This is a genomic window from Kineosporia rhizophila, from assembly GCF_021277265.1.
Classification (GTDB): Bacteria; Actinomycetota; Actinomycetes; order Actinomycetales; family Kineosporiaceae; genus Kineosporia; species Kineosporia rhizophila.
This window is the reverse complement of record NZ_JAJSOH010000016.1, coordinates 46,306-70,610: the sequence shown is the minus strand read 5'-3', so window position 1 is coordinate 70,610 and position 24,305 is coordinate 46,306. Positions and strand designations below refer to the sequence as shown.

Below are 24,305 nucleotides of genomic sequence, written 5' to 3'. Positions count from 1 at the left end.
TAACGGTGGAAGCGTTTCGATGTTAACCATGGAATCACGGCGATAACAAGACTGCGTTATCGTCGGAACGTGACCGAGACGAGCAGCCGCCGCACCGACACCCGTACCCGGATCGTCGAGACGGCCGCCCGGTTGCTCCAGGAACGGGGCCCGGCCGCGGTGACCACCCGCGCGGTCGCCGAGGCCGCAGGGGTGCAGGCCCCGGCGATCTACCGGCTCTTCGGCGACAAGGACGGCCTGCTCGAGGCGGTGGCCGAGCACACGATGGCCACGTACGTCAGCGCCAAGGCGGCCGTGGTCGCCGCGGCCTCGAGCGGTGACGTCGACCCGCTGGAAGACCTGCGCGACGGCTGGGCCGGGCAGATCGGGTTCGGGCTGGCCCATCCGGCGCTGTTCCACCTGATGAGCGATCCGGCCCGGGCCGCGCAGTCTCCGGCGCTGAAGGCGGGCCGGGAGGTGCTGCGGGCGCGGGTGCGCCGCCTGGCCGAGACCGGCCGGCTGAGGGTGAGCGAGGAGCGGGCCGCCGAGCTGATCCACGCCGCGGGGGTGGGTACCGTCACCGCCCTGCTCACCACGCCTCCCGCCGATCGCGACCCCGGCCTCGCCGACGCGATGCTCGAGTCGGTGCTCGCGCAGATCCTCACTGAGACAACCGAATTGAAGGACGACGCCTGGGTCGCCGTCACGCTGCGGGCAGCGGCGCCGCAGCTGGAGGTGCTGAGCGCGGCCGAACGCAGTCTGCTGGTCGAGTGGCTGGATCGGGTGATCGCGGCCAACCCGTAGGCGATTCGGTGGGGAGCGGATGAACCCGACGGCTGAAAGCACGCGTTCTACCTGGCTGCCCGCGATCGGCCGCCGCACCTGGCTGCTGCTGGGCATCAACATGCTGTCCTGCCTGGGCAGCGGCCTGACGATGCCGTTCCTCATCGTCTACCTGCACACCGTGCGGGGGATCGGCCTGCCGCAGGCCGGGCTGGTGCTGGCCGCCATCGGGGTGGTCGGCCTGGCCACGACACCGCTGACCGGCCCATTGATCGACCGGTTCGGACCGCTGGCGGTGTTCGTGGCCGGGCTCGTGGTCGGCGGTCTCGGTATCGGCCTGTTCGCCCTGGCCACGGCGCTGCCGATGGCTTACGCGGCCTCGGCCGTGCACGGGGTCGGCAGCGGGCTGATGTGGAGCGGTTTCGTCACGTTCCTGGTTCAGCTCGCTCCGGCCGGTGAGCGTGGCTCGGTGCTGGCCCTGCGCTACACCAGCGCCAATGTGGCGTTCGGTCTCGGCGCGCTGATCACCGGGTTCGTCACCGTCGGGCAGGAGGCCGGGCCTTATGTGGCCATCCTGCTGGCCGACGCCGCGTCTTACCTGCTGTTCGCCCTGACCATGCTCTTCCTGGCCGGTCGCTTGGGGAACGAGCCCGCAACCCCCGTCGCCGAGGCGAAGGGCCGGGTCGGCTACGGGCCGGTGCTGCGGGACCGGGCGCTGCTCGGGGCTCTCCTGCTGAACAGCCTGCTCATGGTGTTCGCGATCTCCCAGACCAACTCCGGCTTCAGCGCCTGGGTGACCGGCCCGGGCGAAGGCTCCGGCCGGGTCGTCGGCCTGGCCTTCGCCCTCAACATCGCCGTGCTGCTGCTGGCCCAGCTACCGGCCATCCGCTTCGCCCGGGGCCGTTCCCGGCTGCAGGTGGCGGCGGTGGCGGCCCTGTTCTTCGCCGGCTCCTGGCTGGTGCTGGCATCCCCGGCGCTGCTGGACCTGGACGGACCGGCCCGGGATGCGCTGATGGTGGCCTCGCTGGGCGTCTTCGCTCTCGGCGAGGCCACCCTCTCACCCACCCTTCCGGCCCTGATCAACGATCTGGCGCCGGAACGGCTCCGCGGGCGCTACAACGCGATCTTCACCCTCTTCAACCAGATCGGCCCGGTCCTGGCGCCCTCCCTGGCCGGGTTCGCCCTCGGCGCGGGACTCGGTGTCGGCTACCTGATCGGGCTGACCGCCGTCTGCGTTGTGGTGGGCGGGATCTCGGTCCTGCTCAGACGGGTCACGCCGGCCCACGCAGACAGTCCGGCTGCTTCGCGCGGATGAAGGATCAGGCGGAAGGGGCGAGGACGACGACCTTGCCCGGCAGCGGCGCGGTAGCGGCCTGCGCGTGCAGGGCGGGAAGCTCGGCCAGGGCGATGCGCTGGGCGACATCGACGACGAGTTCGCCGGTGCTGACCCGGGCGACCAGGTCGGCGAGCTGGTCGGTGTCGCTGCGCACGAAAAGGTCGATGCCGCGCACGTTGCGTTCGTGGTCGGAGGGGGCGGGCATCCAGACGGTGGTGCTGACCAGCGTGCCGCCGTCGCGGATCAGCGGTACCAGGGCGGCCAGCTGTTCGGGGGTGACCGGGGCCAGATTGAGGACGAGGTCCACGGGCTCGGTCACGGCCGTCACCACGTCGGTGAGGGTGTAGTCGACGATCTCGTCGGCGCCGGCGGCCTTGACCCGAACTGCCGTGAGCGGACTGGCCGTCGCGATCACCTGCGCACGGAACTCCTTGGCCAGCTGCACCGCGTACCCGCCGACCGCCCCGTCGGCGCCGTTGATCAGAACCCGTTGCCCGGCAGTCAGTCTGCCGTGGTCGAACAGTGCCTGCCAGGCGGTCAGGCCGACCGTGGGCAGGGCCGCCAGGTCGGTGAGGGGGACGTTCTTCGGCACCCCGGTCAGGACGTCGGCCGGGGCGATCACGTATTCGGCGGCGGCCCCGGCGGCTGTCATGGGCAGGAACGCGACGACCTGGTCACCGAGGGCGAAGGCGCTGACGTCCGGGCCCAGCGCCTCGACGGTGCCGGAGACGTCGATGCCGGGAGTGTGCGGCAGTTGCACCGGGATCGGGCCCTGCATGTAGCCGGCCCGGATGTTGGCGTCGACACCGTTGAACGAGGTGGCGGCCACCTTGATCCGTACCTCGCCCGGCCCGGGAACGGGCTGCTCGACGTCCTCGTACCTCAGGACCTCGGGACCGCCGAACTGGTGAAAACGTACGGCTTTCATCACTGAACCTGCTCTCGTGGAAGGTGCTGCCGGGGTGGCTCCACCCAACGTCGCAGGTTCCGGGGCGTTCATCCTGGGCCGGACCGGCCCACCCTGGCGGCGGGTTGCTCGTACCGCGGTTCTGTGACTTATCCGGCGGAACGCCTGCGGGGCTCACCATCGGAGCGGATGCGGGGGCAGACTGGGCGGCGTGGAACGCTACGAGTTCGGCGCGGCAGTGCGTCACCTGCGGGAGAGCACGGCTCCCGAGACCGTCGGGCTGCAAGGCGGCAACCGGCGGGTGCGCGGGTTGCGGCGCGAGGAGCTCGGGGAACTGGCCGGGATGTCGGCGGACTATGTGCGCCGCCTCGAGCAGGGGCGCAGTCACCCCTCGGCCGGTGTGGTCAACGCGATCGCCCGGGCGCTGCGGGCCGGGCGGGCGGACTACGAGCGGTTGTGCGCCCTGGCCGGGTACGCCGCCGCGGACGGGCAGGTGCCGTCCGAGCTGGGCCCGGGGGCGACGCGGCTGCTGGAGCGGTTCTCGGACACACCGATGTTCGTGTCCGACGCGGCGATGAACCTGATCGCCGTCAACAGCGCCTTCCTGGCCCTGGATCACTGGGACCTGCCCGGGGGCCGCTGGGACTGGAACGTGGCCTGGCGCTCGTTCTGCCTTCCGGTCGACGGCTTCAAGCAGTCCGACACGGACGCGACCGACCACGAGTCGATCCTGGCGGCGCAGCTGAAGAGCGCCTTCCTGCGCTACCCCAACGACGCCCTGCTGGCCGAGCTGGTCGACGACATCCGCACCCGCAGCCGGCTGTTCGACACCCTGTGGCGGGAACCGCGGCCGGTCCTGGCCTACGAGAGCAGCGCCGCGTTCATCCACCCCGAGGGCGACCCGGTCACGCTGGTCGGGAACCTGCTCGCCATCCCCGGTGACGACCTGGCCGCCCTGATGCTGACCGCGGCGCCCGGCTCGGCCGACGAGGCCCGGCTGACCGAGGTGGTCAACGCGGCCCCGGGCCCGGCCGTGGTGCTGCTGGACCGGCCCGGGCCGGGGTGAGCACGGGCGGCGGGGTTCAGGACGAACGCCGCTGCGAGCGCTTCACCTGCATCCGCATGGCCTGACGCCCCACCGGACCCAGTCCTTCCATCACCTCGACCAGCGCCCCCAGCTGGTCCAGGGCGTCGATCGCCAGGGCACCTTCGGCCGGAGCGACCCCTTCGAACAACTCCAGCCCGACGAAAGACGCGGCTACCGCGCGACTCAGGCCCGCCGCGTCGACCATTTCGCCCAAAGGTGACTCGCGCAGCAGCCTTTCCAGCACCGTCTCGATCTGTGCGACCCACTGGTTCAGCGCCTGCGCCGTGACCTCGCCCAGCACCGGATCCGTCTGCCCGGCGGCGAGCAACTGGGCCAGCACCGCCACGTTCCCCTCGGCCTGCTCGGCGGCGTGGATCTCCCGGCCCACCGAAAGAAGCTGCCGGAGCGAGGAGACCTCGGCGAAACGATCGCGGTAGAGCATGACCCGGCGCTCGGTGGAACGACGGCAGGCCTCGGCCAGAAGGCCTTCCATGCTGCCGAAGTGGTAGAAGATCAGGCCCTGGTTCGTCTGCGCGGTGGCCGCGACCGTGCGCGCCGAGGTGCCGGCGATCCCGTGCGTGCGCAGGGTGGTGAACGCCGCCTCGATCAGCCGGTCGACGGTCTCGGTCTTGCGGGGGCTCTTCTTGCCGGGGGGGCGGGGCCGGCTTTCACTGATTGAGGACGACGGGCTCGCCTTCGCCGGTTCGGGGGACTGGGTGGGGGTCACCTTCACTGTGGTACCAGATCCCCGTCAGCTCAGGCTGTGCCGGGCGGCCCGCAGGGCTGTGGTGACCGCCATGGCCACGGCCGGGAACACGACCAGGGGCTGCCCGAAGACGAAGGCGATCCAGCCTGCGGCTGCGAACGTGAGCAGGCCGGCCACCCAGGCCACCAGCATGTGAGCACCGGCCAGGCTGATCCGCCCGCGCTGTTCCATCAGCAGACTCACTGAGATTGCCGCGGCAAGAACCGATGTCACCAGGCCGACCGTTCCACCCGTAACACCGGCGAAAGTGCCCGTCGGCACCATCGACGCCAGGTCGAGGTCGGCCCAGTCCACTTCCCTCTGGCTCTCCAGCAGAGCAGTGAGGGCTGCCGCGCCGAAAGCCACCGCCATCGCACCCGCGGGGAGGTAGGCGGGGGTCTTCTGCGTCGGGGTCTTTCCCGCCCGGTTGAGCCGACGAGCGACCCAGGCCAGCACCCCCAGCGGAACCAGCACCCCGGTGACCCAGCTGGCCGGGAACCACTCCGTCGAACTCGACGCCGCGACGGTCAGCAGGGCGGTCAGCACGCCGCCCAGCAGCCCGGCTCCCAGAGCGGCGACGCTCAGGTGCATCCAGCGCACTTCGCTCAGCTGCCCGCTCGGCCGGTAGCACGCGTGCTGTTCGTCCGGCGCCCTGACCGTTGCTGGTTGCCGGTCGGCGCCCATACTGACCTCCTCGAGTTTGAGCGATCGCTCAACAAGGACCGTAGTGGGATTTGAGCGATCGCTCAAGTGGTTGTTCGTCAGTACAGGCGAAGGCCGGTCTTTTGGTTCGAACGGACGAATGGCTCGAGCGCCGCCCGTGGCAGCGTGGTGAAGGACGAGGAACGCCTTACCGAGGAGCCGCAACGCGATGACAGTGGGGACCGGGGTCGACCCGGATCTGGTCCTGGCCCGGCAGGCGGCCGAGACCGCCGCACGGGCCGCCGGAGTGAGTGTGCGTGAGGTGCGCAGCCTGCCGGAGATGGCCGGCGTCGTCACCTTGTTCAACTCCATCTGGGGCGACAGTCGGCCCCCGGTCTCGGTGGAGTTGCTCCGGGCGCTGAGCAAGGCGGGTAGCTACGTCAGCGGGGCCTACCGCGACGGCGAACTGGTCGGCGCGTGCGTCGGCTTCTTCCATGCCCCGGCCGAAGACGCCCTGCACAGTCACGTCGCCGGGGTGAGTTCCGGATCCGTGGGACGCAACGTGGGTTTCGCTCTGAAGCAGGATCAGCGGGCCTGGGTGCTGGAGCGTGGCGTGGGGGCGATCTCCTGGACGTTCGACCCGCTGATCGGCCGGAACGCCTACTTCAACCTGGCCAAGCTGGGGGCTGCGGCGGTCGAGTACCTGCCCGACTTCTACGGCCCGATGAAAGACCAGATCAACGGCGACGAGGACTCCGACCGGCTTCTGGTGCACTGGCGTCTGCGCGGGCCCCGGGCCGTGCAGGCGGCTGCCGGTGTCCCGGTGGCGGTGAGCACCGCGGGGGCGGTGGTGGCGCTCGGGCGGGACGGTGCCGGGCGACCCGAACCGGGACGCACGAATGGTGAGCTGAGTCTGGTTGCGGTGCCAACAAACGTCACTAATTTGCGGTTGAACAACCCCGCCCTGGCCCGCGAATGGCGGGTACGGGTGCGGGAGACACTGCAGGAGCTGCTTTCTCAGGGCGCGCGGGTGACGGGGTTCGACAAGGACGGCGGGTACGTGGTGGCGCGGGAGAGCGCCCGGCTGGAAGGGAACAATGCGTGAAGCTGACCGGAGTCGAACTGCGCCGGGTCGAGATGCCACTGGTGTCGCCGTTCCGGACCTCGTTCGGGACCCAGACCAGCCGGGACATCCTGCTGCTGCGGGCGGTCACGGACGTGGGCGAGGGCTGGAGCGAGTGCGTGGCCCTGTCGGAGCCGGTGTACTCCTCGGAGTACGTCGAAGGAGCGGCTGATGTTCTGCGCCGCTTCCTGATCCCGGCGCTGGCGGGGGTCGAGCTGGCCGGGGCACATCAGGTGGCCGAGGTGCTTTCGCGCTTCTACGGCCACCGGATGGCGATCGCGGCGCTGGAGGCGGCCGTTCTGGATGCCGAGCTGCGAGCTGAGGGGCGGTCTTTCGCACGGGAGCTGGGGGCGGTGCGGGATCGGGTGCCGTGCGGCGTCTCGGTCGGGATCATGGATTCGGTGCCGGCGCTGCTGGATGCGGTGCAGGGATATCTGGACGAGGGCTACGTCCGGATCAAGCTGAAGATCGAGCCGGGGTGGGACACGGCGCCGGTGCGGGCGGTGCGTGAGCGGTTCGGTGACGACGTGCTGCTGCAGGTGGACGCGAACGCCGCGTACCGGCTGGCGGACTGGCGCCGGCTGGCGGAGCTGGACCCCTTCGATCTGCTGCTGATCGAGCAGCCGCTGCCGGAGGAGGACGTGCTCGGGCACGCCGACCTGCAGCAGCGCATCCGCACACCGGTCTGCCTGGACGAGTCGATCGTCTCGGCGCACTCGGCGGCCGCCGCGATCCGGCTGGGCGCCTGCCAGATCGTCAACATCAAGCCCGGCCGGGTCGGGGGATACCTGGAGGCCCGCCGCATCCACGACGTGTGCGTGGCGGCCGGTGTGCCGGTCTGGTGCGGCGGAATGCTGGAGACCGGGATCGGCCGCGCCGCCAACGTGGCCCTGGCCGCCCTGCCCGGATTCACCCTGCCCGGAGACACCTCGTCCTCCGGCCGCTACTACGCCGCCGACATCACCGAGCCGTTCGTGCTGCAGGACGGCCATCTGCCGGTGCCGCAGGGGCCGGGACTGGGGCTGCTGCCCCTGCCCGACCGGCTGGCCGAGGTCACCACCAGCACCGAATGGGTCGCTAGCCTGGCCTGATGCCCGCCACCCCGGACCGGTACCGCCCAAGTCTGGGCCGGGTGCTGGAAGACCTGGGCGTGACCTTGCTCGACGTGGTGCACGGGCAGGCGCAGCGGCCGGAAGAGATCAGCGCCGTCGTGATCCACGACCCGGTCGACGAGCCGCCGCTGCCTCCGCACGCGGTGGTGCTGGGGGTGGGGTTGCAGACCGCGCAGGAGGTGATCGGCCTGCTGGAACGGCTGGGCCGGGACCAGGCGCTCGCCCTGGTGGTGCGGGCGCCGGTCCCGGCCCCGGCGTCGGTCCGGGCCGCCGCCGACCAGGCCGGGGTGTGCCTGCTGGGGCTCAGCCGGGGCGTGCCCTGGGCGCACCTGGCCGCGCTGCTGCGGTCACTGCTGGCCGAGGGCGACGTCGGCCCGGTGGAACCGGACTCGCTCGGAGGCCTGCCCGCCGGTGACCTGTTCGCGGTCGCCAACGCCGTCGCGGCCCTGATGGACGCCCCGATCACGATCGAGGACCGCCGCTCCCGCGTCCTGGCCTTCTCCGGCCGGCAGAACGAGGCCGACGCCTCCCGGGTGGAGACCATCCTCGGACGTCATGTCCCCGACGACGTGGTGGCCGTGCTGAGCGAGCGCGGCGTCTTCCGCGAGCTCTACCGCTCGGACCGGCCGGTCTACGTGGACACGGTGCAGTTCGGCGACTCCGTGCCGGTGCCCCGGGTGGCGATCGCGGTGCGGGCCGGCGACGAGGTGCTGGGCTCGATCTGGGCGGCCACGCCGCACCGGCTCAGCGAGGCCCGGGCCGAGGCCTTCGGCGAGGCCGCGAAACTGGTCGCCCTGCACCTGCTGCGGGTGCGGGCCGGGGCCGATGTGCAGCGCCGGGTGCGGGCCGACCTGCTGAGCACCGCCCTGGCCGGAGGTGCCGGGGCGGGGGAGGCGCTGGACCGGCTCGGGTTGTCCGGGGGCTCACTGATGGTGTTCGGCGTGGCGATGACGAACCCGGCTGTGAGTGCCAGTGTCTCGGCCCAGGAGCAGCAACGCCTGGCCGATGCGTTCGCGATGCACCTGGGCGCGCTGCACCCGGGTTCGGCCGCGGCTCTGATCAGTGGTGTGGTCTACGGGTTGGTGCCTTCGCCGCCAGGATCGGCGCTTGAGCCCGGCGGCCGGATCGCGCGGGACTTCCTGGACCGGGTGGGGGAGCGCCTGCGGCCGGTGGTCGCGATCGGTCCGGTGGCTCACGACGTGACCGGCCTGGTCCGGGCCCGTTCGGGCACCGACCGCATTCTGCGGGTGTTGCGGGAGAGCCCGCGCGGACGCCGGGTGGCCCACCTTGACGACGTCCAGGCCGAGGCCCTGCTGCTGGAGCTGCGGGATCAGGTGGCCGCGCGCGGCGAGGAGCCCGGGGGCGCGCTGGCCCGGCTGATCGACTACGACCGGGCGCACGGCAGCGACCTGGTCGGGACGTTGCGGGCCTGGCTGGACGCCTTCGGTGACGTCAACGCGGCCGCCGGGGCGATGTACGTGCATGCGAACACCTTTCGGTACCGGCTGCGGCGGGCCGGCGAGGTCGGTGAGATCGACCTGGCTGACGCCGAACAGCGGTTCGCCCTGATGCTGCAGTTGCGCCTGCACCGGTTGTAGGTGCTCCGGGCACTGATCGGCGTTGCGGTTCGTCTGAAACAGACGAGGGGTCACAAAGGCGTAACAACGAGGGGGGACCATGACGAGTACTCGGCATCTCAGCCGCAGCGCAGCCACGGCGTTCGGCGTCGCGGCGGTGCTGGCCACCACAGCTCTGGCCGGCACGACCGCACAGGCCGCAGGCCCTGACCGGCCCAAGAACGATCTGCAGCGCACCGCCGACGCGATGGTCGAGGCCGGGGCGGTCGGCTACCTGGTCCGGGTGAACGACGGGCAGCAGGTGCGCACCGCCACCGCGGGCCTGGCCGACCTGAACACCCAGCGGCGCATCCGGAACAAGGACCAGTACGAGGCGGGCAGCCAGACCAAGACCTTCGTCTCCGTCCTGACCCTGCAGCTGGTGGCCCAGGGCAAGGTGAAACTCGACGCGCCGGTGGAGCAGTACCTGCCCGGGGTGGTGCCCGACGGGAAGAACATCACCGTGCGGATGCTGCTGCAGCACACCAGCGGTCTGTTCAACTACACCGAGGACGAGGACTTCATCTCCGGCGCCCTGACCGATCCGACCCGCGTGGTCACCCCGCAGGAGATCCTGAAGGGCGCCTTCACCCACAAGCCCTACTTCCAGCCGGGCCAGGGCTGGTACTACTCCAACACCAACTACATCGTGCTCGGCGAGCTGCTGCGCAAGGTCACCGGGCACCCGGTGAAACACCTCGTCCAGGAACGCATCGCCAAGCCGCTGAAGCTGCGCGACACCTACCTGGCCGACCCGTTCGTCAAGGACACCGGCCCGGGCTTCGCCCACGGCTACGCGGCCGAGATCGCCGACAGCAAGTTCAGCTACACCGACACCTCCGGGCACACCCTCAGCTGGGCCGGCGCCGCCGGTGCAGTGGTCTCGACCTCGCGCGACCTGAGCACCTTCTACAGCGCCCTGCTGTCCGGGAAGGTGCTGCCGGCCGCCCAGCTGGCCGAGATGAAGAAGACCGTCGACGTCGACGAGGAGGGCGCCTTCCGTTACGGGCTGGGGCTCTTCGCGACGGACACGGCCTGCGGCACGGCCTGGGGCCACGACGGCGGCACCCTCGGGCACGGCACCACCACCCTGGTCAGCGCCGACGGCAAACGCTCGGTCTCCGGTGACGTCAACACCGCGCTGATCGCGGTCGCCGACGAGAACGACCCGGCCCTGGCCACCTATGCCCAGGCGTACGGGGAGGCCCAGACCACCGCTGTGTGTGCGATGTTCGGCAAGAAGGCCCCCTCCGGCACGTACTCGGACGTGGCCGGGCTGACCAGCGCCCTGCGGTAGCGATCCGGCCCGGGTGGCCCTTCGGCAAGCGCCACCCGGGCCCGGTTCACTGGGCGTTCTGCATCTGGGCCACCGGGCTGTCCTGGGGGCCGAAGTGGGCGTCGAACACCGGCTCCCGGTCGAAGGCCAGGGCGTACTCGCGGGCCCGCTGGGCCATCCGGCGCCGCTCGTCGGTGCTCAGTTCGAGCACGGCGTGGTCCATCGCCTCGGCCAGGGCGGTGACCGAGCCGGCCTCGACCACGATCGCGGTGTCGCCGACCGCCTCGCCGGTGCCTCCGGTCAGGGTGGTGATCACCGGGCCGCCGCCGGAGAGCATCTTCTCCACCAGGGCGATGCCGAAGGTCTCGACGAAGTCGGGCTCGGGCTTGGTGGGCAGGGTGTAGGCCGCGCAGCCGTTCATCAGCAGCGGCTTCTCCTCGTCGTCCACGTCGGTCAGGAAGACGATCCGCTCGTCCTCCAGGGCCATTGCCTGGATGTGCTCCAGAGCGGGCCCGGTGCCGGCGATCACCAGCTTCACCTGCTCCCGGCAGCGGGCCTGGCCGAAGGCGGTGACCAGGTCGTAGACGCCCTTGGCGCGGGCCACCCGGGACAGGAACAGGACGTAGCCGTCGCGCTCCAGGCCGCGGCGGGCCAGGGCGGCCTCGACCGCCTCGGGGGCCGGGTCGAGGTAGGCCGAGGTGTCGATCGGGGGATAGCCGATCACCACCCGGCTGCGGCACGGCCCGGCGAAGGAGGTGCCGACGACCCGGTCCACCTCCTCGGCGCAGGCCACGATCTCGTCGCGGGTGTACTCCGAGACCGCGATCAGCTCGTCGTTGGCCAGGAAGGTGGTGAACAGGGCGATGGCGGCGCCGAAGTGGTTGTCCCGCAGGGCGTTGCGGATGACGTTGGTCACGTCCGAGCCGACCGCCTTGGCCATGGTGCGCACCTGCGGCCGCAGCCCGGCGGCGCGGGCGGCGGTGACCGCGTCGATCACCACGTTCATGTGCGGCACCAGGTACATCGACAGGCAGACGGTGGGCACCGGCTCGCTCAGCAGCTCGACCAGCCGCCCGGTCAGCCCGGCCAGGTAGCGGCCGTCGGGCACCCGGTAGTCGCCGACCGGCTCCGGGCGCTCGACCGTGATGCCGGGGCTGTAGGGCAGCAGCCCGTCCAGGGGTTTCAGCGGCAGGCCGGCCGCCTCCAGCGCCGGCATCGGCCAGGTGAGCAGGCGCACGTCGTCGAAACCGCGGGTCAGGGCGACCTCGGCGAGGTTGCGCGCCTCACCGGAGTGACCACAGATCACCGGGTCGGCCCGGACGATGATGACCAGGCGGCGGGGAAGACTCATCGGGTACCCAATTCGTTTCAGGACCGGTCGGACAGCGAAGGAGGGCGGATCGTCCCGCCCCAGGCAGAGGGTTCCGGACCGAGCCGGAGGTGCAGACGCCCGCCCCGGTGCAGGACGTGAGCCGGGACGTGGGGACTGTCCAGGGTTTTCCCGTCGAGGGTGGCGGACTGAACGTACTGCACCGGGGGCTCGCCGTCGATACCGTCGCTGCTGATCGGGTGCTCCACGTGCCCGCTGCACTCGATGCTCAGCTCGCCCTGGCTGAACTGCACCGCACCCTGGGCGAACGCGGGCGGGTGGATCAGGAACAGGTCCTGCCCGGCGACCGGGAACAGCCCGAGCGAGGCCCACACGTACCAGGAGCTCAGCCCGCCGGAGTCGTCGTTGCCCGGCAGCCCACCCGGCCCGGTGCCGAACTGCCAGGTCAGAGCCGAGTGGACGACGTCCGCGGTGCGGTCGGGGCGGCCCGCCCAGTAGTAGGCCCAGGGGGCCTCCATGTCGGGTTCGTTGTTCAGGCCCTCGAACCGGTTCAGCGCGTAGCCGGCGATCATCTCGTCGACGGAGGGGGACAGGCCGGGCTGGCGCACCGGGGCGGCGCCGCGGCCGAAGAAGGCGTCGAGCAGGCCGACGAAGGCGGTGTCGCCACCGGCCAGGCCGATCCGGGCGGCCATGTCGTGCATCAGGCGGAACGAGTAGTTCCACTTGCCGCCCTCGTAGAACGTGGAGTCCTGCAGCAGCCCGGTGCCCGGTTCAAAAGCGTTAACCCAGTTGTTACTCGGCTCGGCCAGACTACGGCCGAGGTGGTCGTCGGCCAGCGCCCGGGCGATCCGGGCGGTGCAGTGGTGGGCGAAGGCCAGGTCCAGGGTGTGGGTGATCGGGTGCACCACGCCCCGGTCGAAGAACTCCTCGCCGTACTGCCGGCGGAGGTCGTCGTCCATGTGCACCAGGGCCCAGGCCCAGTCCAGGTCGCCGATCCCGAGGGCGTGGATGTCGGCCAGCGCGGTGTGCGCCAGCGCCGAGCCCTGACGGGAGAAACGGTCGGCGCCGCGGGCCATCCGGTAGCCGATGGGGAAGTTGCCCTCCTCCTCGCACACCCGGATCAGCGACTCCATCAGGTCCACCGCCCGCTGCGGGGCGATCGCCTCCAGCAGCGGCAGCTGGGTCTTGTAGATGTCCCACATGGTGCACACGTCGAAGGCGAACGGCCCGCCGTAGGGCCAGAACGGGCTCTCGTCGTCGGCGATGCAGGGTTTGATCAGCGAGTGGTAGAGCGCGGTGCTGAACACGGTGCGCCGCGCCGGCGTGCCCCCCTCGACCTGCACCTTGCCCAGGTAGGCGGCCCAGCGGGCGGCGGTGCCCTCGCGTACCTGGTCGAAGGACGAGCGGCGGGGGTCGCACTCGCGTTCCAGGTTGGCCCGGGCCTGCTCCGGGCCGCGCAGCGAGAAGCCGATCCGCAGCTCCACCTCCTGCCCGGCCCGGGCCTTGCCCAGGAACACCAGACCGAAGGCGCGCAGCGTGCTCTGCCGGATGCTGTCGAAGTCCAGCCGGGTGCCGCCGTCGATCAGACGCCGGTCGTGCCAGAGCATCTGCCGCCAGCCCGGGCTGTCCACCTCGAGGTAGAACGACAGCGGCACCCCCTCCACCACCACCGTGCCCTGGGCCCGGCCCGGGCCGGTGATCTCGACCTGGGCGCGCAGCGGGACCGTCCGGCTGCGCTCGATCTCCAGCCCACCGCAGGACAGGTCCACCACCGCCCGGGCGCTGCGGCTCTCGGGGAAGGTGTAACGGTGCACGGCCACCTTCTCGCCGACCGTGATCTCGCAGCGGATGCCGGTGTCGAGGGTGGCCGCGTAGTAGCCGGGGTGGGCGACCTCGTCGCTCAGCTCCCACGAGCTGCCCAGGTCGTCCAGCGGCTGGATCATCGGGGTGACCCGGACGTAGTTGTAGTACTTACGGATCATCCCGGTGCCGCTCTGCTGGAAGTGCGTGAAGCCACTGGCCTGCAGCCGGCCGAAGATGGTCTCGGGCACGCCCTGGGTGTTCTTGCCGTAGCGTCCGTATCCGGTCGGGTAGGCCCCGGAGTAGGCGCAGGCCGAAACCATGCCCAGCGGTGAGGTGGCGCCCGGGTGCGTGTTGCCGACCTGGGGTTTGGGGAACCACCAGGTCGCGGCCAGGCCACCGGGGGTGGGCAGGTCGGTGGCCGCCGTCCCGATGAACGGGTCGACGTCCTCCAGCGACGGGTGGCGGACGGTGGTGGTCTGCGACTGCCTCGGGATCGCCATACGCGAATATCCCACCTCGCAGCGGCGAACGGTGGTTCCAGCGCCCGGTGCGGCGATGATCACGGCACGTTCCCACCGGTGCGGTGGCCACCAGCCACCCAGGTGCCGTCGAACCCGACCAGAGGACGGGCGTCCCCAGTACGAGTCCTGGTGGACTTCGGGCCCCATCGCCTTGGGTGAGATCCCGGCCCGCCCCTGCGGGGCGGGCCGGGATCATGTCAGGCGTTCACCGGTCGGCGGCGACCGCGAGGGTGAAGTTCTGGACGGCTTCCCGCTTCGGTGCCGGAAGGGACTCGATGTCGATCCGGTCGGTGGCGCTGTTGTCGTCGTGGACCTCTCTGGTTCCGGGGACGCCAGGTCCCGGACCGCGAAACCCGGCCTGGTCGGGCCGGGTTCCGCAGCCCTTGCGGGGCTGACCCTCGACGAGTGGCTACCTCACGGGTAGGACACCACGTTGCGCGGCACCGTGTTCCCGGCCGGGTTGGGCACTGCTCCGCCGGTGTTGTTGACCACGTTGCTGATCGTTCCCACGTCTCCCAGCGAGACGGTGAGGATGCTGCGCAGCTTCACCCCGGCGCGGTTGGGGACCTCGAAGCTGTGGTCCAGTTTCACCGCCGGGTTGACGTTGAAGTAGGCGTACGAGCCGCCGCCCCACACCTCGTGTTCGGTGACGTTGTCGGCGACCTTGTAGGCGGCGTAGCCGTTCTGGGAGCCGTTCATCCAGGCGGCCTGGTTCGGTACGTCGTAGGGCTTCTCGTTCTGGAAGAAGATGGTCCTGCCGCGGTTGCCGTTCCAGATCACCTCGTACTTCTGGTAGTGCTCGACGAACAGGCCGGTGGCCAGCACGTCGTCACCGTTGACGATCAGGCCGGTGTCGCCGGTGTTGACGTTCCAGCCGGTGGGGGCGCCGCCGTGGTCGGCCCGCCAGGCCCAGATGTGGTCGATGATCGTGTCGTCGCTGTGCACGGTCAGGGTGGTGGTGGCCTTGCCCTGGACGCTGCTGCCGATGCGGAAGAAGACGTCCTGGATGCTGACCGGGTTGGCGGCGTGGTCGGTGTGCGCACCGGCGGTGCCGACCGTCATCAGGTTCGGGCTGTTGGTGGTGCCGGCGTCGAAGGTCAGGCCGCTGACCTTGACCCCGTCGACGTCGGCGACGCTGAGCGCGGTGACCCCGCCGGAGGGGATCAGGGTGGGGAAGCCGATGCCCGTCACGACGGTGTTGGCCCGGGTGACCTTGATGGTCTCGTTGAGGGTGTAGGTGCCGGGGGTGAAGAACAGGTTCAGGCCCTGGGCCAGGGCCGAGTTGATCCGGGCGGCACTGTCACTGGGCTTGGCCACGTAGAACTCCCGCATGGGGATGGAGCTTCCGGCGGTGTTGGGCCAGGTGGCGCCGGCGGAGTTGCGCTTGAGCGAGGGCACGAAGACCCGGTACTTGCCGGCGCTGTCCACGTACAGGTAGGGCTTCTCACGGGTGACGGGGGTGGTGGCCAGGGTGGTGTGCGGCGGGTTGGGGAAGGCGTTCGGCGGTGCTCCCTGCACGCCGGAGTAGACCATGTTCCAGACGCCGCCCTCCCAGCTGCCGATCGAGCTGTCGCGGGTGTACCACTGCTGCTGCGAGCCGGAGGAGACCTTGCCGTCGACCTTGCTGTCGGCCAGGTAACCGCCGCTGGAGTAGCCCTGCCCGTTGTCCTGGTTCGACGGGGCGAGGGTCAGGTTGCCCTTGATGTGCACGCGGCGCATCGGGGCGGCCTGCGAGACGGCCCAGCGGTTGGTGCCGCCCTCGGGGGCGATGGAGATGTTCTCGACACTGCGCCAGAAGTTCTGGGTGGCGTTGGCCGTGTCACCGTAGTTCCAGCCGGAGTCCACGTTGACCGCGCCGTTGATGGTGACGTCGTCCGGGTTCTGGCCCAGGCCGGCAACCGCCGTGTAGAAACCCAGGTTGGCCCAGACCCGTCCGTAAGTACCGGGTTTGAACAGGAAGGCGTGCCGCTGCGGCCCGAACTGCGCGGTGGGGCTGACCAGCTGGGCGTTGAAGGCCGAGTCGAAGGCGGACTGGATCGTGGCCGTCGGGGTCGACGGGTCGAAGACCTTGACGTTGGGGCCGAAGTCGGGCGTGTCGGAGGTCGGCAGCGTCGGGTCGGTCGGCGTGGTGCCGCCGTAGACCTGGAACTCGAAGAGCGAGTAGCCGTATCCGGTGGCCCGGGCGGTTCCGTGCAGCCGCACGTAGCGGCCGCTGCCGCTCACGTCGATGGTCTGCAGGCCGGCCTTGCCCGCGGTGGTGGGCGTGATGTTCGTCCAGCTCGTGCCGTTGGCCGAGGTCTGGATGGTGAACGCCGAGGCGTAGGCGGCCTCCCAGTTCAGCCGGATCTGGCTGATCGTCTGGGTGCTGCCCAGGTCGACCTGCAGCCACTGCGGGTCCGACCAGGCACTGGACCAGCGGGTGCCGGTGTCGCCGTCGACCGCCAGGCCGGCCCCCAGCGCCCCGGCGTTCTCGCTGGAGGAGGCGGTGGCCGGGCGGCCCTGCGAGAGCAGGGTGTCGGCGGCGCTGGCCGGCTGCACCGTGAACGTCAGGAAACCGGCCATCAGGGCCAGGACGGAGCCGATCAGGAGTGCCGGGTACCGGCGACTGCGGCGGAGGTGCGCACGTGGGACGGGAGACATCCTTGACTCCTCAAAATGGGCGTGACGAATGACAGGGCGTCAGGAACTGAAAAAGGCCCTGGGTACAGGGGTGACGACATCCGGAAGGACGTCAGGCGGACTGCCTCATCTACCGGTCGGTGGCCTGGTCGGGCGCCGCTGGGCAGCAGGGTGGGGGTGGGCAGGACTGTGGGGCGTTTCCATGGTGGTGTCCTCCGGTCAGGGATGGCAGAGGGCAGAGGAGATCGCTCTCAACATCGGTGACCGGGACCCCGAGTGTCAATCTGCGGGGCGCGCGAGTGCGCCGAACGGACAACCTGTCCGGACCTGAAAGTTTTCGGCTTCGAACAATTTTCGGAGATCGGTGAGGGGTGGGCGGGCTCGCTCGCCGGGACTGTTACGGGATGGATAAGGGGGCGCGTGACCGCGCAGATCCGGCCTTCTGCAGGCGAGGTCCCCCGAGCCGCAAAGGTCTAATTCACGGACGAACGGGGGGCTTTGGCTTTGGATCGAAGAACGAGTTTTTGTCACCGATCTGTCCCGTTCCAGGGTCAGACCGGTCGCCCTCGCGGCGGCCCGAAACGCTGCGGAACCGAAGGAGCCGGTAGGAATCTACGTCAGTAATGTGCCTTCACTGCAACGACTCTCGCCCTGATCGGTGGTGCTCTTCTGGTCGGTCTGGCGAGCCCGGCCCACGCCTGCAACGCTCTCTGGGCCGGGTACCACGGGGGCTCCACGGTCCAGCCGTCCTCGACCCGGTCGTCCGCCGCCGGTATCGAGGCCCAGTGTCTGCTGAAGTACCGCCCGCACGATCCGGCACGATCGACGGTGTCGTCGTCACCAACTCCCAGAACGCGGTCTACCCCGACGCCGACCTGACCGAAGACGGCAAGGCCGGCCCTAAGAGCTGGCCCTACCTGCGCAGCAGTGCCCGCCGGCCCTCCGCCCGGATCGGCTGGTCAATCGGTCACCTCCGGCCCGGTGCGGGTCGTTATAGCCTCGAACGGCCGAGCCGCACCATCGCGGTGCAGCACGACCTTGGAGGGGCGCCATGAAGCTGTTCGGACGGCAGGCCGAGACGGCGGCCCTGGACGAACTGCTGAACCGGGCGGCCGATGGTGCGGGCTCCGCGCTCGTTCTGTGGGGCGAACCCGGCATCGGCAAGACCGCCCTGCTGGAATATGCGGCCAAAGCCGCCTCCGAGGCCGTGGTGTTGCGCTGCCGGGGCACCCAGATGGAGGCGGGGCTGGCCTTCGCGGCTGTGCACCAGCTGCTGTGGCCGGTGACCGACCAGCTGGACCTCCTGCCCGCGGCGCAGGCGGCGGCGTTGCGCGGTGCGCTGGGGCTGGGCCGGGACGAGACCGAGCTCTTCCGGGTCGGGGCCGCCGTGCTTTCGCTGATCAGCCGGCTGGCCCAGGAACGGCCCGTGCTCGTGGTGATCGACGACGCCCAGTGGATCGATGAGGCCAGCGCGCACTGCCTGGGCTTCGTGGCGCGGCGGGTGGCCGGTGAACCGGTTGCGCTCCTGGTCACCGGACACCAGGACCCGGCCGGCGGCCCCTGGGAAGGGCTGCCCGCGATGCACGTGGCGGGTCTGGCCGAGGACGACGCCCGCGAACTGGTGGCCGACGTCATCCCCGGGGCCGACCGGGAACTTGTGGAGCGCACGGTCGCGGCGGCGGGAGGCAATCCGCTGGCGCTGCACGAACTGCCCACCATCAAGCCGGAATCCGAGGCCCTGACCCCGCTGGGCAGGCCGGCCGACCCGCCGCTCGGCCCGCGGCTGAAGCGGGCGTTCACCGGCCGGGCCGCGGCCATGACACCGCCGGCCCGGGCCCTGCTGCTGCTGGCTGCGGCCGAGGACCGGGGGGATCGCGACCTCGTGCACCGGGCCGGGGCCGAGTGGCAGGTGGGGCCGGCCGCCTGGGACGAAGTCCTGCGCTCGGGCCTGGTCCGGGCCTCGGGTACCCGGCTGGAGTTCCGTCACCCCCTGGTCCGGGCGGCCGTGTACGAGGCGACGCCGTTCCTGCAGAGGCAGGCCGCCCACCGGGCGCTGGCCGCCGCTCTGCCGGTGGAGGCCGAGGCGGAACGGGCCTGGCACCTGGCCACCGCGGCGGACGGGCCGGACGAGGACGTGGCCAAGCTGCTGGAGCAGACGGCCGAGCAGTGCCTGCGCCTCAGCGCGGGGCCGATCGCGGCGCGCACGCTGCGCCGGGCCGCGCAGCTCTCGCCCCAGCCGGACGCGGCCGGCCGCCGGCTGGCTGCGGCCGCCCGCGCGGCCTGGCAGGGCGGTGACGCCGAGCTGGCCCGGGAGTTGCTGGAAGAGGCCGAGGGTCTCAGCGGTGAGGTCGCGGTGGTACGGACGAGTGGCGGCCTACGCGGCATTCTCGAGTTCGCGAGCGGTCGGCCGGAACGGGCCCACCGCTACCTGGTCGGTGACATGAGCGAGGTGGCCGAGACGACCCGCGCCGTGCAGCTGGGCACGGTGGCGGTGCGGGCCGCCTGGTCGGCCGGACGTCCCGACCTGCAGCAGGAGGCGCTGGAGCAGGTGCGGGGTCTGCCCCTGGACGACGAGCCCGCCCTGGCTGCGCTGCTGCCGGTGCTGCGCAACTGGTGGGCCTGCTACGACCCCGACGGTCGGGAGAGCCCGGTCCGGCTGGAGTTCTCCGGCGAGACCGTGACCCGGCTCAGCGGGGCGGCCTGGGAACTGCTGCCCCCAGTGCCGCTGGTGCAGGCCTGGGGCGTCGAGGGCGACCTGCTGGACGTGCTGCGGGTGCAGGCCGAGCAGTTGCGGCGCCGGCACGAGCTGGCCGGATTGGCGATGGTGCTGTCCCAGACCGCGATCCTGGACACGGCGGCGGGCCGATGGGACGTCGCGCAGGCCGCCGCGTCCGAAGGGCTGCCGCTGGCCCAGGAGGTCGGGGCCGATCACGTGGCCACCCAGTTCCACGGCACCCTGGCCGCCTTGGCCGCGCCCCGAGGCCAGGAGCGCGCCGCCGCCGAGCACATCGATCACATCCTGAAGGTGTCTCTGGAACGTGGGGTACGAGCCCTCAGCGCGGCGGCCTACTGGCACCGCGGGCGAGCGGCGCTGTTCGCTGGGCGGGCTCAGGATGCGCTGGTCGATCTGGAGTGCCTGGCCAAGCCCGGCCACGAGGCCGCGCATCCCAGCACGGCGGTGACCGCCTCGGTGGACACGATCGAGGCAGCCGTACAGACCGGCAGCCCCCATGTTGCCGAGGCCAACCTCGTCCTGCTGGCCGAGTGGGCGCAGCGCTCGGGCGCCACCTGGGCCCGGGCCGGCCATCACCGTTCGCGCGCCATCATGGACGGCGGCCCGCAGGCCGAGGAACTGTTCCGGGCCGCCCTGGAAGAAGGCCTGGGAGGCAGCCCGTTCGAGTACGGCCGCACCCGTCTGCTGTACGGCGAATGGCTGCGGCGTGCGCGGCGCCGCGCCGATGCCCGGCTCGAACTGGGCGGAGCTGCGGAGATATTCGAGCGGTTGGGCGCCCAGCCGCTGCGGGTCCGGGCCCTGCGTGAACTGGACCTGGCCGATGGCCCGGCCGCCCGGCGGGCCCCCGATTCGGCGGCCGGCCTGACGGCTCAGGAACTGCGGGTGGCCCGCCTGGCCGCCGACGGCCTGACCAACCGCGAGATCGCTGCCCAGTTGCTGATCAGCCCCCGCACGGTCGGCCACCACCTGGCCAGCGTCTACCCCAAGCTGGGGATCACCTCCCGGGGCGAGCTGGCCCGGATCAACTTCGAGGACGGCCTGCGGCTGGGCCCGGCCGGCGACTGAACCAGCTCACTTCCAGCGGAACGGGTTGTCCTCCAGCGCGGCCCGGTCCCACTTCGCGAGGTCGGCCGCGGCCTCGTAGGTGGTCCGCAGGAACTCGGCGACCGCGCGGTCGGGGTCCGGGGCGGCCCGGGCGGCCTCGTAGGGGAACAGGAACTGCTGGAAGTCGTTGCTGTAGAAGGCTCCATCGGGCCCGGCCAGCTGCTCGGCGAAGCCCTCGGGGGCCGGGTAGGCGTAGGAGTAGAAGGCGCCCTCCTCGCCGCCGCCGGGCCAGAATCCGCAGCTGGACAGCTCGCGTGAGTAGCCCTCGACCATCACCCAGTCGCCGCAGTTGGGCACCCCGCCCGGGTGCGGCGGGGCCGAGCGCCCGGAGAAGCGGGTGCAGGCCAGATCCATTCCGCCCCAGAAGAAGTGCACGGGGCTGACCTTGCCCACGAAGTGCGACCGGAACTCGCCCATCACCCGGTCGGCCTGCAGGAGCTGGCGCCAGAACAGGGTGGCGGCCTCGCCGTCGTAGGAGTTGTGCACGTGGTCCTCGGCGAACGGGATCGCCGGGTCCACCTCGTTGGGGTGCGGCCGGATCGGCGCCTCGATGCCGAGTCCGGCCAGCAGGCCGAGAACCTGGGCGTAGAACTCGGCGACGGCCATCGGCCGTAGGGCCAGGGTCTGCACACCGCCGTTGCTGCTGCGCACCCGAAGCTGGTGGTCGACGAAGTCGAACTCGATCTCGAAAGCGCCCGTGCGGTGAGGGATGCTGGACGTGGTCAGCCCGCGTGGACTGACGTACAGGGTCACCTGCCACCAGTGATTCAGCAGGGGAGTGTGGGCCATCCGGATCTTGCCCACGATCTGCGTCCACATGTGCAGGGTGTCACGGGTGTCGGTCCAGTCCGAGACCCGGAGGCTCGGCCAGCTCGTCGACGTCGGGCCGGTCATCGGTTCTGTCTCCTCAGAGGGCTTGCGGCAGAGTATTTGAGGACGTCTGCGGGTCTCGTTCTGGTCAACGGTACTCAGGATTGGCGTGGTCCGGGTGCGTACCGGCGTCCCAGGCGGTGCGCTGGTTCCCGTAGGCCGGGAACCCACCGGCCCGCCGCAGCAACGAGGCCAGGTGCATCAGGTTGTACGTCATGAAAGAGACGTTGCGGTTGGTGAAGTCGTTGTCCGGACCGCCGGAACCCTCGTCCAGGTAGGAGGGCCCGGGCCCGACCTCACCCAGCCACCCCGCGTCGGACTGCGGCGGCACGCTGAACCCGATGTGCTGCAGACTGAACAGGATGCTCATCGCGCAGTGCTTCAGCCCGTCCTCGTTGCCGGTGAGAAGGCAACCACCGACCCGTCCGTAATAGGCGTACTGGCCTTGTTCGTTCAGAACACCGGAGTACCCGTAGAGCCGCTCGATCACCCGCCGGGTCACCGAGCTGTTGTCACCCAGCCAGACCGGCCCACCGATCACCAGGATGTCGGCCGCCAGAACCCGCTCCAGCAGCGCCGGCCACTCGTCGATGGCCGCCCCGTGGTCGGTCATGTCCGGGCGTACGCCGGTGGCGATCTCGTGGTCGACCGCGCGGACCTGCTCCACGACCACCCCGTTGGCCTCCATGATGGCGGCGCTGCGGTCGATCACCCCCTGGGTGTGGCTGGGTTCGGGGGAGCGCTTGAGGGTGCAGTTGACGTACATCGCACGCAGCCCGGTGAAGTCGGGTTTCTCGATCACCGACGCGGTCATGGGGGTCCTTCCGGATTACCAACGATCACTGACCCCGGCCCGTCAGATCGGACCGGACAGCGCCGAGCACCGGCTCGACGCCCGACATCCAGTTTCGAGTGCGCCGACCGTCACCGAATCGGTCGGTCAATCGGTCAGGCCCGCCAGCTCTCGTCGATGACCACCGCGTGCCCGTCCTGCGGCAGGGAGAACAGCAGGGCGTCGCCGGCGACGTTGCAGTCCTTGCCCTCAGCTCGGCGCAGCCGGGTGGCGAGGGCCGCCCGGTCGGCCGCCGGCACCCACGTGATCGGCAAGCCACAGGGCCAGACGCCGAGGGGCACGTGCTCCCGCTTGATCCAGGGGCGGGCCTGATTGATCGGCATTCTCCGGGGCTCCGGCAGGGGGCGGCCGTCCGGATCGCACGGAACGATCTCTTCGCCGTCGGAGGTGTCGGCGGCCCGCGGCAAATTGCGCAGGGTGTCGGCGAAGGTGTCCCGCTCGGCACGTCCTGGCATGTCTCGAGGGTAGGCGGGCATTGTTGACCTCGCTACGGCGGAAAGCACGCCCCAGCTGTGCGTGGCGTCAGCCGAGGGGCCAGACGTGGACGGGCACCCGGGGAAAGAGGGCGGCCAGGAAGCGCTCGCTGATGCGGTCCCTCACCGTGCAGTCGGGCCAGGCGTGGAGGATCTCGGCCAGTGTGCGATGGCCCAGGACGAGGTGCAGCAGGGCAGCCGGCGGAAGGGCGGCGTGGGTACCCGGGTCGGTGCTGGGGCTGATCACGCCGGGCCTTTCGCTGATGGCCGTCAGCTCGCCGCCGTCGAACTCCAGCTGGGCTGCGCGATGGTAGGTGTCGATGACGAGAGTCGGCTCCGGCCAACGCAGACCGGCGGCCTGCAGGCGCGAGCGCAGCACTGGTTGCAGCCGGCTGAGCAGGTCGACCTGATCCGCGGCGCGCACGTACCAGCCGTTGGCCCGCCTGGGCACTCCCGGGGGACCGAACCGGATCAGCGGATGGTTGGGATGCAGGAGTGGGCGCACCCCGGTGAACGAGCGCCCAGCGGCCTGCGCGTACGAGCGGCCGACGTGGACCAGGTACTCATGCAGGGCGGGGGCTGCCTGCGGCCAGTCGATCGGTTGCCGGCAGGCGGCCGCGACGGTGGTGAGCTCTCCGGTGGGTGAGAGACGGGCGCTGTGGGCGAGATAGCCGCGAACGTCGTCGCCCTGAACCAGGACGGCGATGCAGCGGCGAGCAATGTCCTTCTGCTGCCGCCCGCTGATCTCATAGCGCCACGTCTCCTCGTCCCTGGGGCAGGTCAGGGTCTGGCCGGCTGCCGTTTCCCGGTCGATGGCGGCCAGGGCTGCCGCATCGGTCGGGACGGCCGGGCGGACCGGCAGTTGGCTGTGGGCGGGTTCGCTGGGCGCGGGCAGCATCGGAGCTCCGCCATGAGCCAGTGCGTAGTCGTACCCGAGTCGCCGGTAGAAGTAGGGCACGCCCTCGATCATCTGGACCGGGATGTTTTCCGCCACGCAGCGCTGATGCAGAACGTGGAAAAGCTTTTCGGTCAGCTGGTTCCCGCGGTGATCCGGTGCAACGCCGACCAGTTCGACCTGGACCACGGGCAGCCGGACTCCGGTCAGGCTCCATTCTTGGCGGAGCATGACCAGACTGGCCACCGGGCGGCCCGTTGCCGGATCCTCGGCCACCAGGAAGTCGTCCGGGGCGACCGAGGGGTGCCCGGCCATGAGGTCCTCGACTCAGGCGCTGATGCCGGGGTGCGGCTCTCCGCCGGTCAGGGGCTGCAGTTGCACCTCTGCCTGGAGCCGGGCGAGCTCGGGCAGGTCAGCCGCTCTGCCTGGCCGGACCGGGTAGCGCTCAGAAGCTCGCATCGGATGACCCTTCACTCCCCCCGGACACCCCTGCGAGC

General features: G+C 70.9%; 18 protein-coding genes and 1 pseudogene. 9 read left to right on the top strand and 10 right to left on the bottom strand.

The window, feature by feature from the left end; all coding sequences use genetic code 11:
* Positions 1 to 69 precede the first annotated feature (69 nt).
* The gene (locus tag LWF15_RS21845; protein WP_232812748.1) at positions 70 to 783 is read left to right on the top strand and encodes a TetR/AcrR family transcriptional regulator; all 714 of its coding nucleotides are present in this window, start codon (positions 70 to 72) and stop codon (positions 781 to 783) included.
* 19 nt (positions 784 to 802) lie between these two features.
* Positions 803 to 2,077: an MFS transporter gene (locus tag LWF15_RS21840; RefSeq protein WP_232812747.1), complete on the top strand. Its 1,275-nt coding sequence runs from the start codon at positions 803 to 805 to the stop codon at positions 2,075 to 2,077.
* A gap of 4 nt (positions 2,078 to 2,081) precedes the next feature.
* On the opposite strand, the gene LWF15_RS21835 is transcribed toward LWF15_RS21840, so the two are convergent.
* Positions 2,082 to 3,026 (bottom strand): NADP-dependent oxidoreductase, encoded by a 945-nt coding sequence (locus LWF15_RS21835; RefSeq protein ID WP_232812746.1) that lies wholly within the window; start codon positions 3,024 to 3,026, stop codon positions 2,082 to 2,084.
* 190 nt (positions 3,027 to 3,216) lie between these two features.
* On the opposite strand from LWF15_RS21835, the gene LWF15_RS21830 reads away from it, so the two are divergent.
* Positions 3,217 to 4,071, top strand: coding sequence for a helix-turn-helix domain-containing protein (locus LWF15_RS21830; protein ID WP_232812745.1), 855 nt, complete (start codon positions 3,217 to 3,219; stop codon positions 4,069 to 4,071).
* A gap of 16 nt (positions 4,072 to 4,087) precedes the next feature.
* Here LWF15_RS21830 and LWF15_RS21825 read toward each other — a convergent pair whose 3' ends face one another.
* Together LWF15_RS21825 and LWF15_RS21820 are read right to left on the bottom strand one after the other, a co-directional pair.
* The gene (locus LWF15_RS21825) at positions 4,088 to 4,819 is read right to left on the bottom strand and encodes a TetR/AcrR family transcriptional regulator (RefSeq protein ID WP_232812744.1); all 732 of its coding nucleotides are present in this window, start codon (positions 4,817 to 4,819) and stop codon (positions 4,088 to 4,090) included.
* Positions 4,820 to 4,843: 24 nt separating this feature from the next.
* On the bottom strand, positions 4,844 to 5,521 hold the full coding sequence (locus LWF15_RS21820; protein WP_232812743.1) for a hypothetical protein: 678 nt from the start codon (positions 5,519 to 5,521) through the stop codon (positions 4,844 to 4,846).
* Between the two features lie 187 nt (positions 5,522 to 5,708).
* Between LWF15_RS21820 and LWF15_RS21815 the strand changes: the two genes are divergently transcribed.
* From LWF15_RS21815 to LWF15_RS21800, 4 genes are all read left to right on the top strand, one after another.
* Positions 5,709 to 6,584: a hypothetical protein gene (locus LWF15_RS21815; RefSeq protein WP_232812742.1), complete on the top strand. Its 876-nt coding sequence runs from the start codon at positions 5,709 to 5,711 to the stop codon at positions 6,582 to 6,584.
* The gene (gene menC, locus LWF15_RS21810) at positions 6,581 to 7,693 is read left to right on the top strand and encodes an o-succinylbenzoate synthase (RefSeq protein ID WP_232812741.1); all 1,113 of its coding nucleotides are present in this window, start codon (positions 6,581 to 6,583) and stop codon (positions 7,691 to 7,693) included. The genes LWF15_RS21815 and menC overlap by 4 nt, the downstream gene beginning before the upstream one ends.
* A complete protein-coding gene (locus LWF15_RS21805) occupies positions 7,693 to 9,312 on the top strand; it encodes a PucR family transcriptional regulator (protein WP_232812740.1) in 1,620 nt (539 codons plus the stop codon). The genes menC and LWF15_RS21805 overlap by 1 nt, the downstream gene beginning before the upstream one ends.
* Before the next feature lie 79 nt (positions 9,313 to 9,391).
* Positions 9,392 to 10,627, top strand: a complete 1,236-nt coding sequence (locus tag LWF15_RS21800) for a serine hydrolase domain-containing protein (RefSeq protein ID WP_232812739.1) — start codon at positions 9,392 to 9,394, stop codon at positions 10,625 to 10,627.
* Between the two features lie 46 nt (positions 10,628 to 10,673).
* Here LWF15_RS21800 and LWF15_RS21795 read toward each other — a convergent pair whose 3' ends face one another.
* From LWF15_RS21795 to LWF15_RS21785, 3 genes are all read right to left on the bottom strand, one after another.
* A complete protein-coding gene (locus LWF15_RS21795; RefSeq protein WP_232812738.1) occupies positions 10,674 to 11,957 on the bottom strand; it encodes a glycosyltransferase in 1,284 nt (427 codons plus the stop codon).
* Between the two features lie 17 nt (positions 11,958 to 11,974).
* The gene (locus LWF15_RS21790) at positions 11,975 to 14,239 is read right to left on the bottom strand and encodes a glycoside hydrolase domain-containing protein (protein ID WP_232812737.1); all 2,265 of its coding nucleotides are present in this window, start codon (positions 14,237 to 14,239) and stop codon (positions 11,975 to 11,977) included.
* A 435-nt stretch (positions 14,240 to 14,674) separates the two neighbouring features.
* Positions 14,675 to 16,900 carry a discoidin domain-containing protein gene (locus LWF15_RS21785; protein WP_232812736.1) on the bottom strand — a complete coding sequence of 742 codons (2,226 nt, stop codon included), beginning with the start codon at positions 16,898 to 16,900 and terminating at the stop codon, positions 14,675 to 14,677.
* Positions 16,901 to 17,664: 764 nt separating this feature from the next.
* Between LWF15_RS21785 and LWF15_RS21780 the strand changes: the two genes are divergently transcribed.
* Both LWF15_RS21780 and LWF15_RS21775 read left to right on the top strand, forming a co-directional pair.
* Positions 17,665 to 17,934: a hypothetical protein gene (locus tag LWF15_RS21780; RefSeq protein WP_232812735.1), complete on the top strand. Its 270-nt coding sequence runs from the start codon at positions 17,665 to 17,667 to the stop codon at positions 17,932 to 17,934.
* Positions 17,931 to 20,678 (top strand): ATP-binding protein, encoded by a 2,748-nt coding sequence (locus LWF15_RS21775; protein WP_232812734.1) that lies wholly within the window; start codon positions 17,931 to 17,933, stop codon positions 20,676 to 20,678. The genes LWF15_RS21780 and LWF15_RS21775 overlap by 4 nt, the downstream gene beginning before the upstream one ends.
* A 6-nt stretch (positions 20,679 to 20,684) precedes the next feature.
* Here the strand turns inward: LWF15_RS21775 and LWF15_RS21770 are convergent, their stop codons facing one another.
* From LWF15_RS21770 to LWF15_RS21755, 4 genes and pseudogenes are all read right to left on the bottom strand, one after another.
* A complete protein-coding gene (locus tag LWF15_RS21770; protein WP_232812733.1) occupies positions 20,685 to 21,611 on the bottom strand; it encodes a DUF5996 family protein in 927 nt (308 codons plus the stop codon).
* 64 nt (positions 21,612 to 21,675) lie between these two features.
* The gene (locus LWF15_RS21765) at positions 21,676 to 22,401 is read right to left on the bottom strand and encodes a flavodoxin family protein (protein ID WP_232812732.1); all 726 of its coding nucleotides are present in this window, start codon (positions 22,399 to 22,401) and stop codon (positions 21,676 to 21,678) included.
* 134 nt (positions 22,402 to 22,535) lie between these two features.
* Complete coding sequence (locus tag LWF15_RS21760) at positions 22,536 to 22,895, bottom strand: hypothetical protein (protein WP_232812731.1); 360 nt, start codon at positions 22,893 to 22,895, stop codon at positions 22,536 to 22,538.
* 67 nt (positions 22,896 to 22,962) lie between these two features.
* Positions 22,963 to 24,267: pseudogene (locus LWF15_RS21755) on the bottom strand (GNAT family N-acetyltransferase).
* Between the last annotated feature and the right edge of the window lie 38 nt (positions 24,268 to 24,305).

Bases quoted from the DNA above. Each gene is read 5' to 3' on its own strand.
- LWF15_RS21840 (WP_232812747.1), top strand. From the start codon at position 803: ATGAACCCGACGGCTGAAAGCACGCGTTCTACCTGGCTGCCCGCGATC.
- LWF15_RS21835 (WP_232812746.1), bottom strand. From the start codon at position 3,026: ATGAAAGCCGTACGTTTTCACCAGTTCGGCGGTCCCGAGGTCCTGAGG.
- LWF15_RS21820 (WP_232812743.1), bottom strand. From the start codon at position 5,521: ATGGGCGCCGACCGGCAACCAGCAACGGTCAGGGCGCCGGACGAACAG.
- LWF15_RS21815 (WP_232812742.1), top strand. From the start codon at position 5,709: ATGACAGTGGGGACCGGGGTCGACCCGGATCTGGTCCTGGCCCGGCAG.
- LWF15_RS21805 (WP_232812740.1), top strand. From the start codon at position 7,693: ATGCCCGCCACCCCGGACCGGTACCGCCCAAGTCTGGGCCGGGTGCTG.
- LWF15_RS21800 (WP_232812739.1), top strand. From the start codon at position 9,392: ATGACGAGTACTCGGCATCTCAGCCGCAGCGCAGCCACGGCGTTCGGC.
- LWF15_RS21795 (WP_232812738.1), bottom strand. From the start codon at position 11,957: ATGAGTCTTCCCCGCCGCCTGGTCATCATCGTCCGGGCCGACCCGGTG.
- LWF15_RS21790 (WP_232812737.1), bottom strand. From the start codon at position 14,239: ATGGCGATCCCGAGGCAGTCGCAGACCACCACCGTCCGCCACCCGTCG.
- LWF15_RS21785 (WP_232812736.1), bottom strand. From the start codon at position 16,900: ATGTCTCCCGTCCCACGTGCGCACCTCCGCCGCAGTCGCCGGTACCCG.
- LWF15_RS21775 (WP_232812734.1), top strand. From the start codon at position 17,931: ATGAAGCTGTTCGGACGGCAGGCCGAGACGGCGGCCCTGGACGAACTG.
- LWF15_RS21770 (WP_232812733.1), bottom strand. From the start codon at position 21,611: ATGACCGGCCCGACGTCGACGAGCTGGCCGAGCCTCCGGGTCTCGGAC.
- LWF15_RS21765 (WP_232812732.1), bottom strand. From the start codon at position 22,401: ATGACCGCGTCGGTGATCGAGAAACCCGACTTCACCGGGCTGCGTGCG.
- LWF15_RS21760 (WP_232812731.1), bottom strand. From the start codon at position 22,895: ATGCCAGGACGTGCCGAGCGGGACACCTTCGCCGACACCCTGCGCAAT.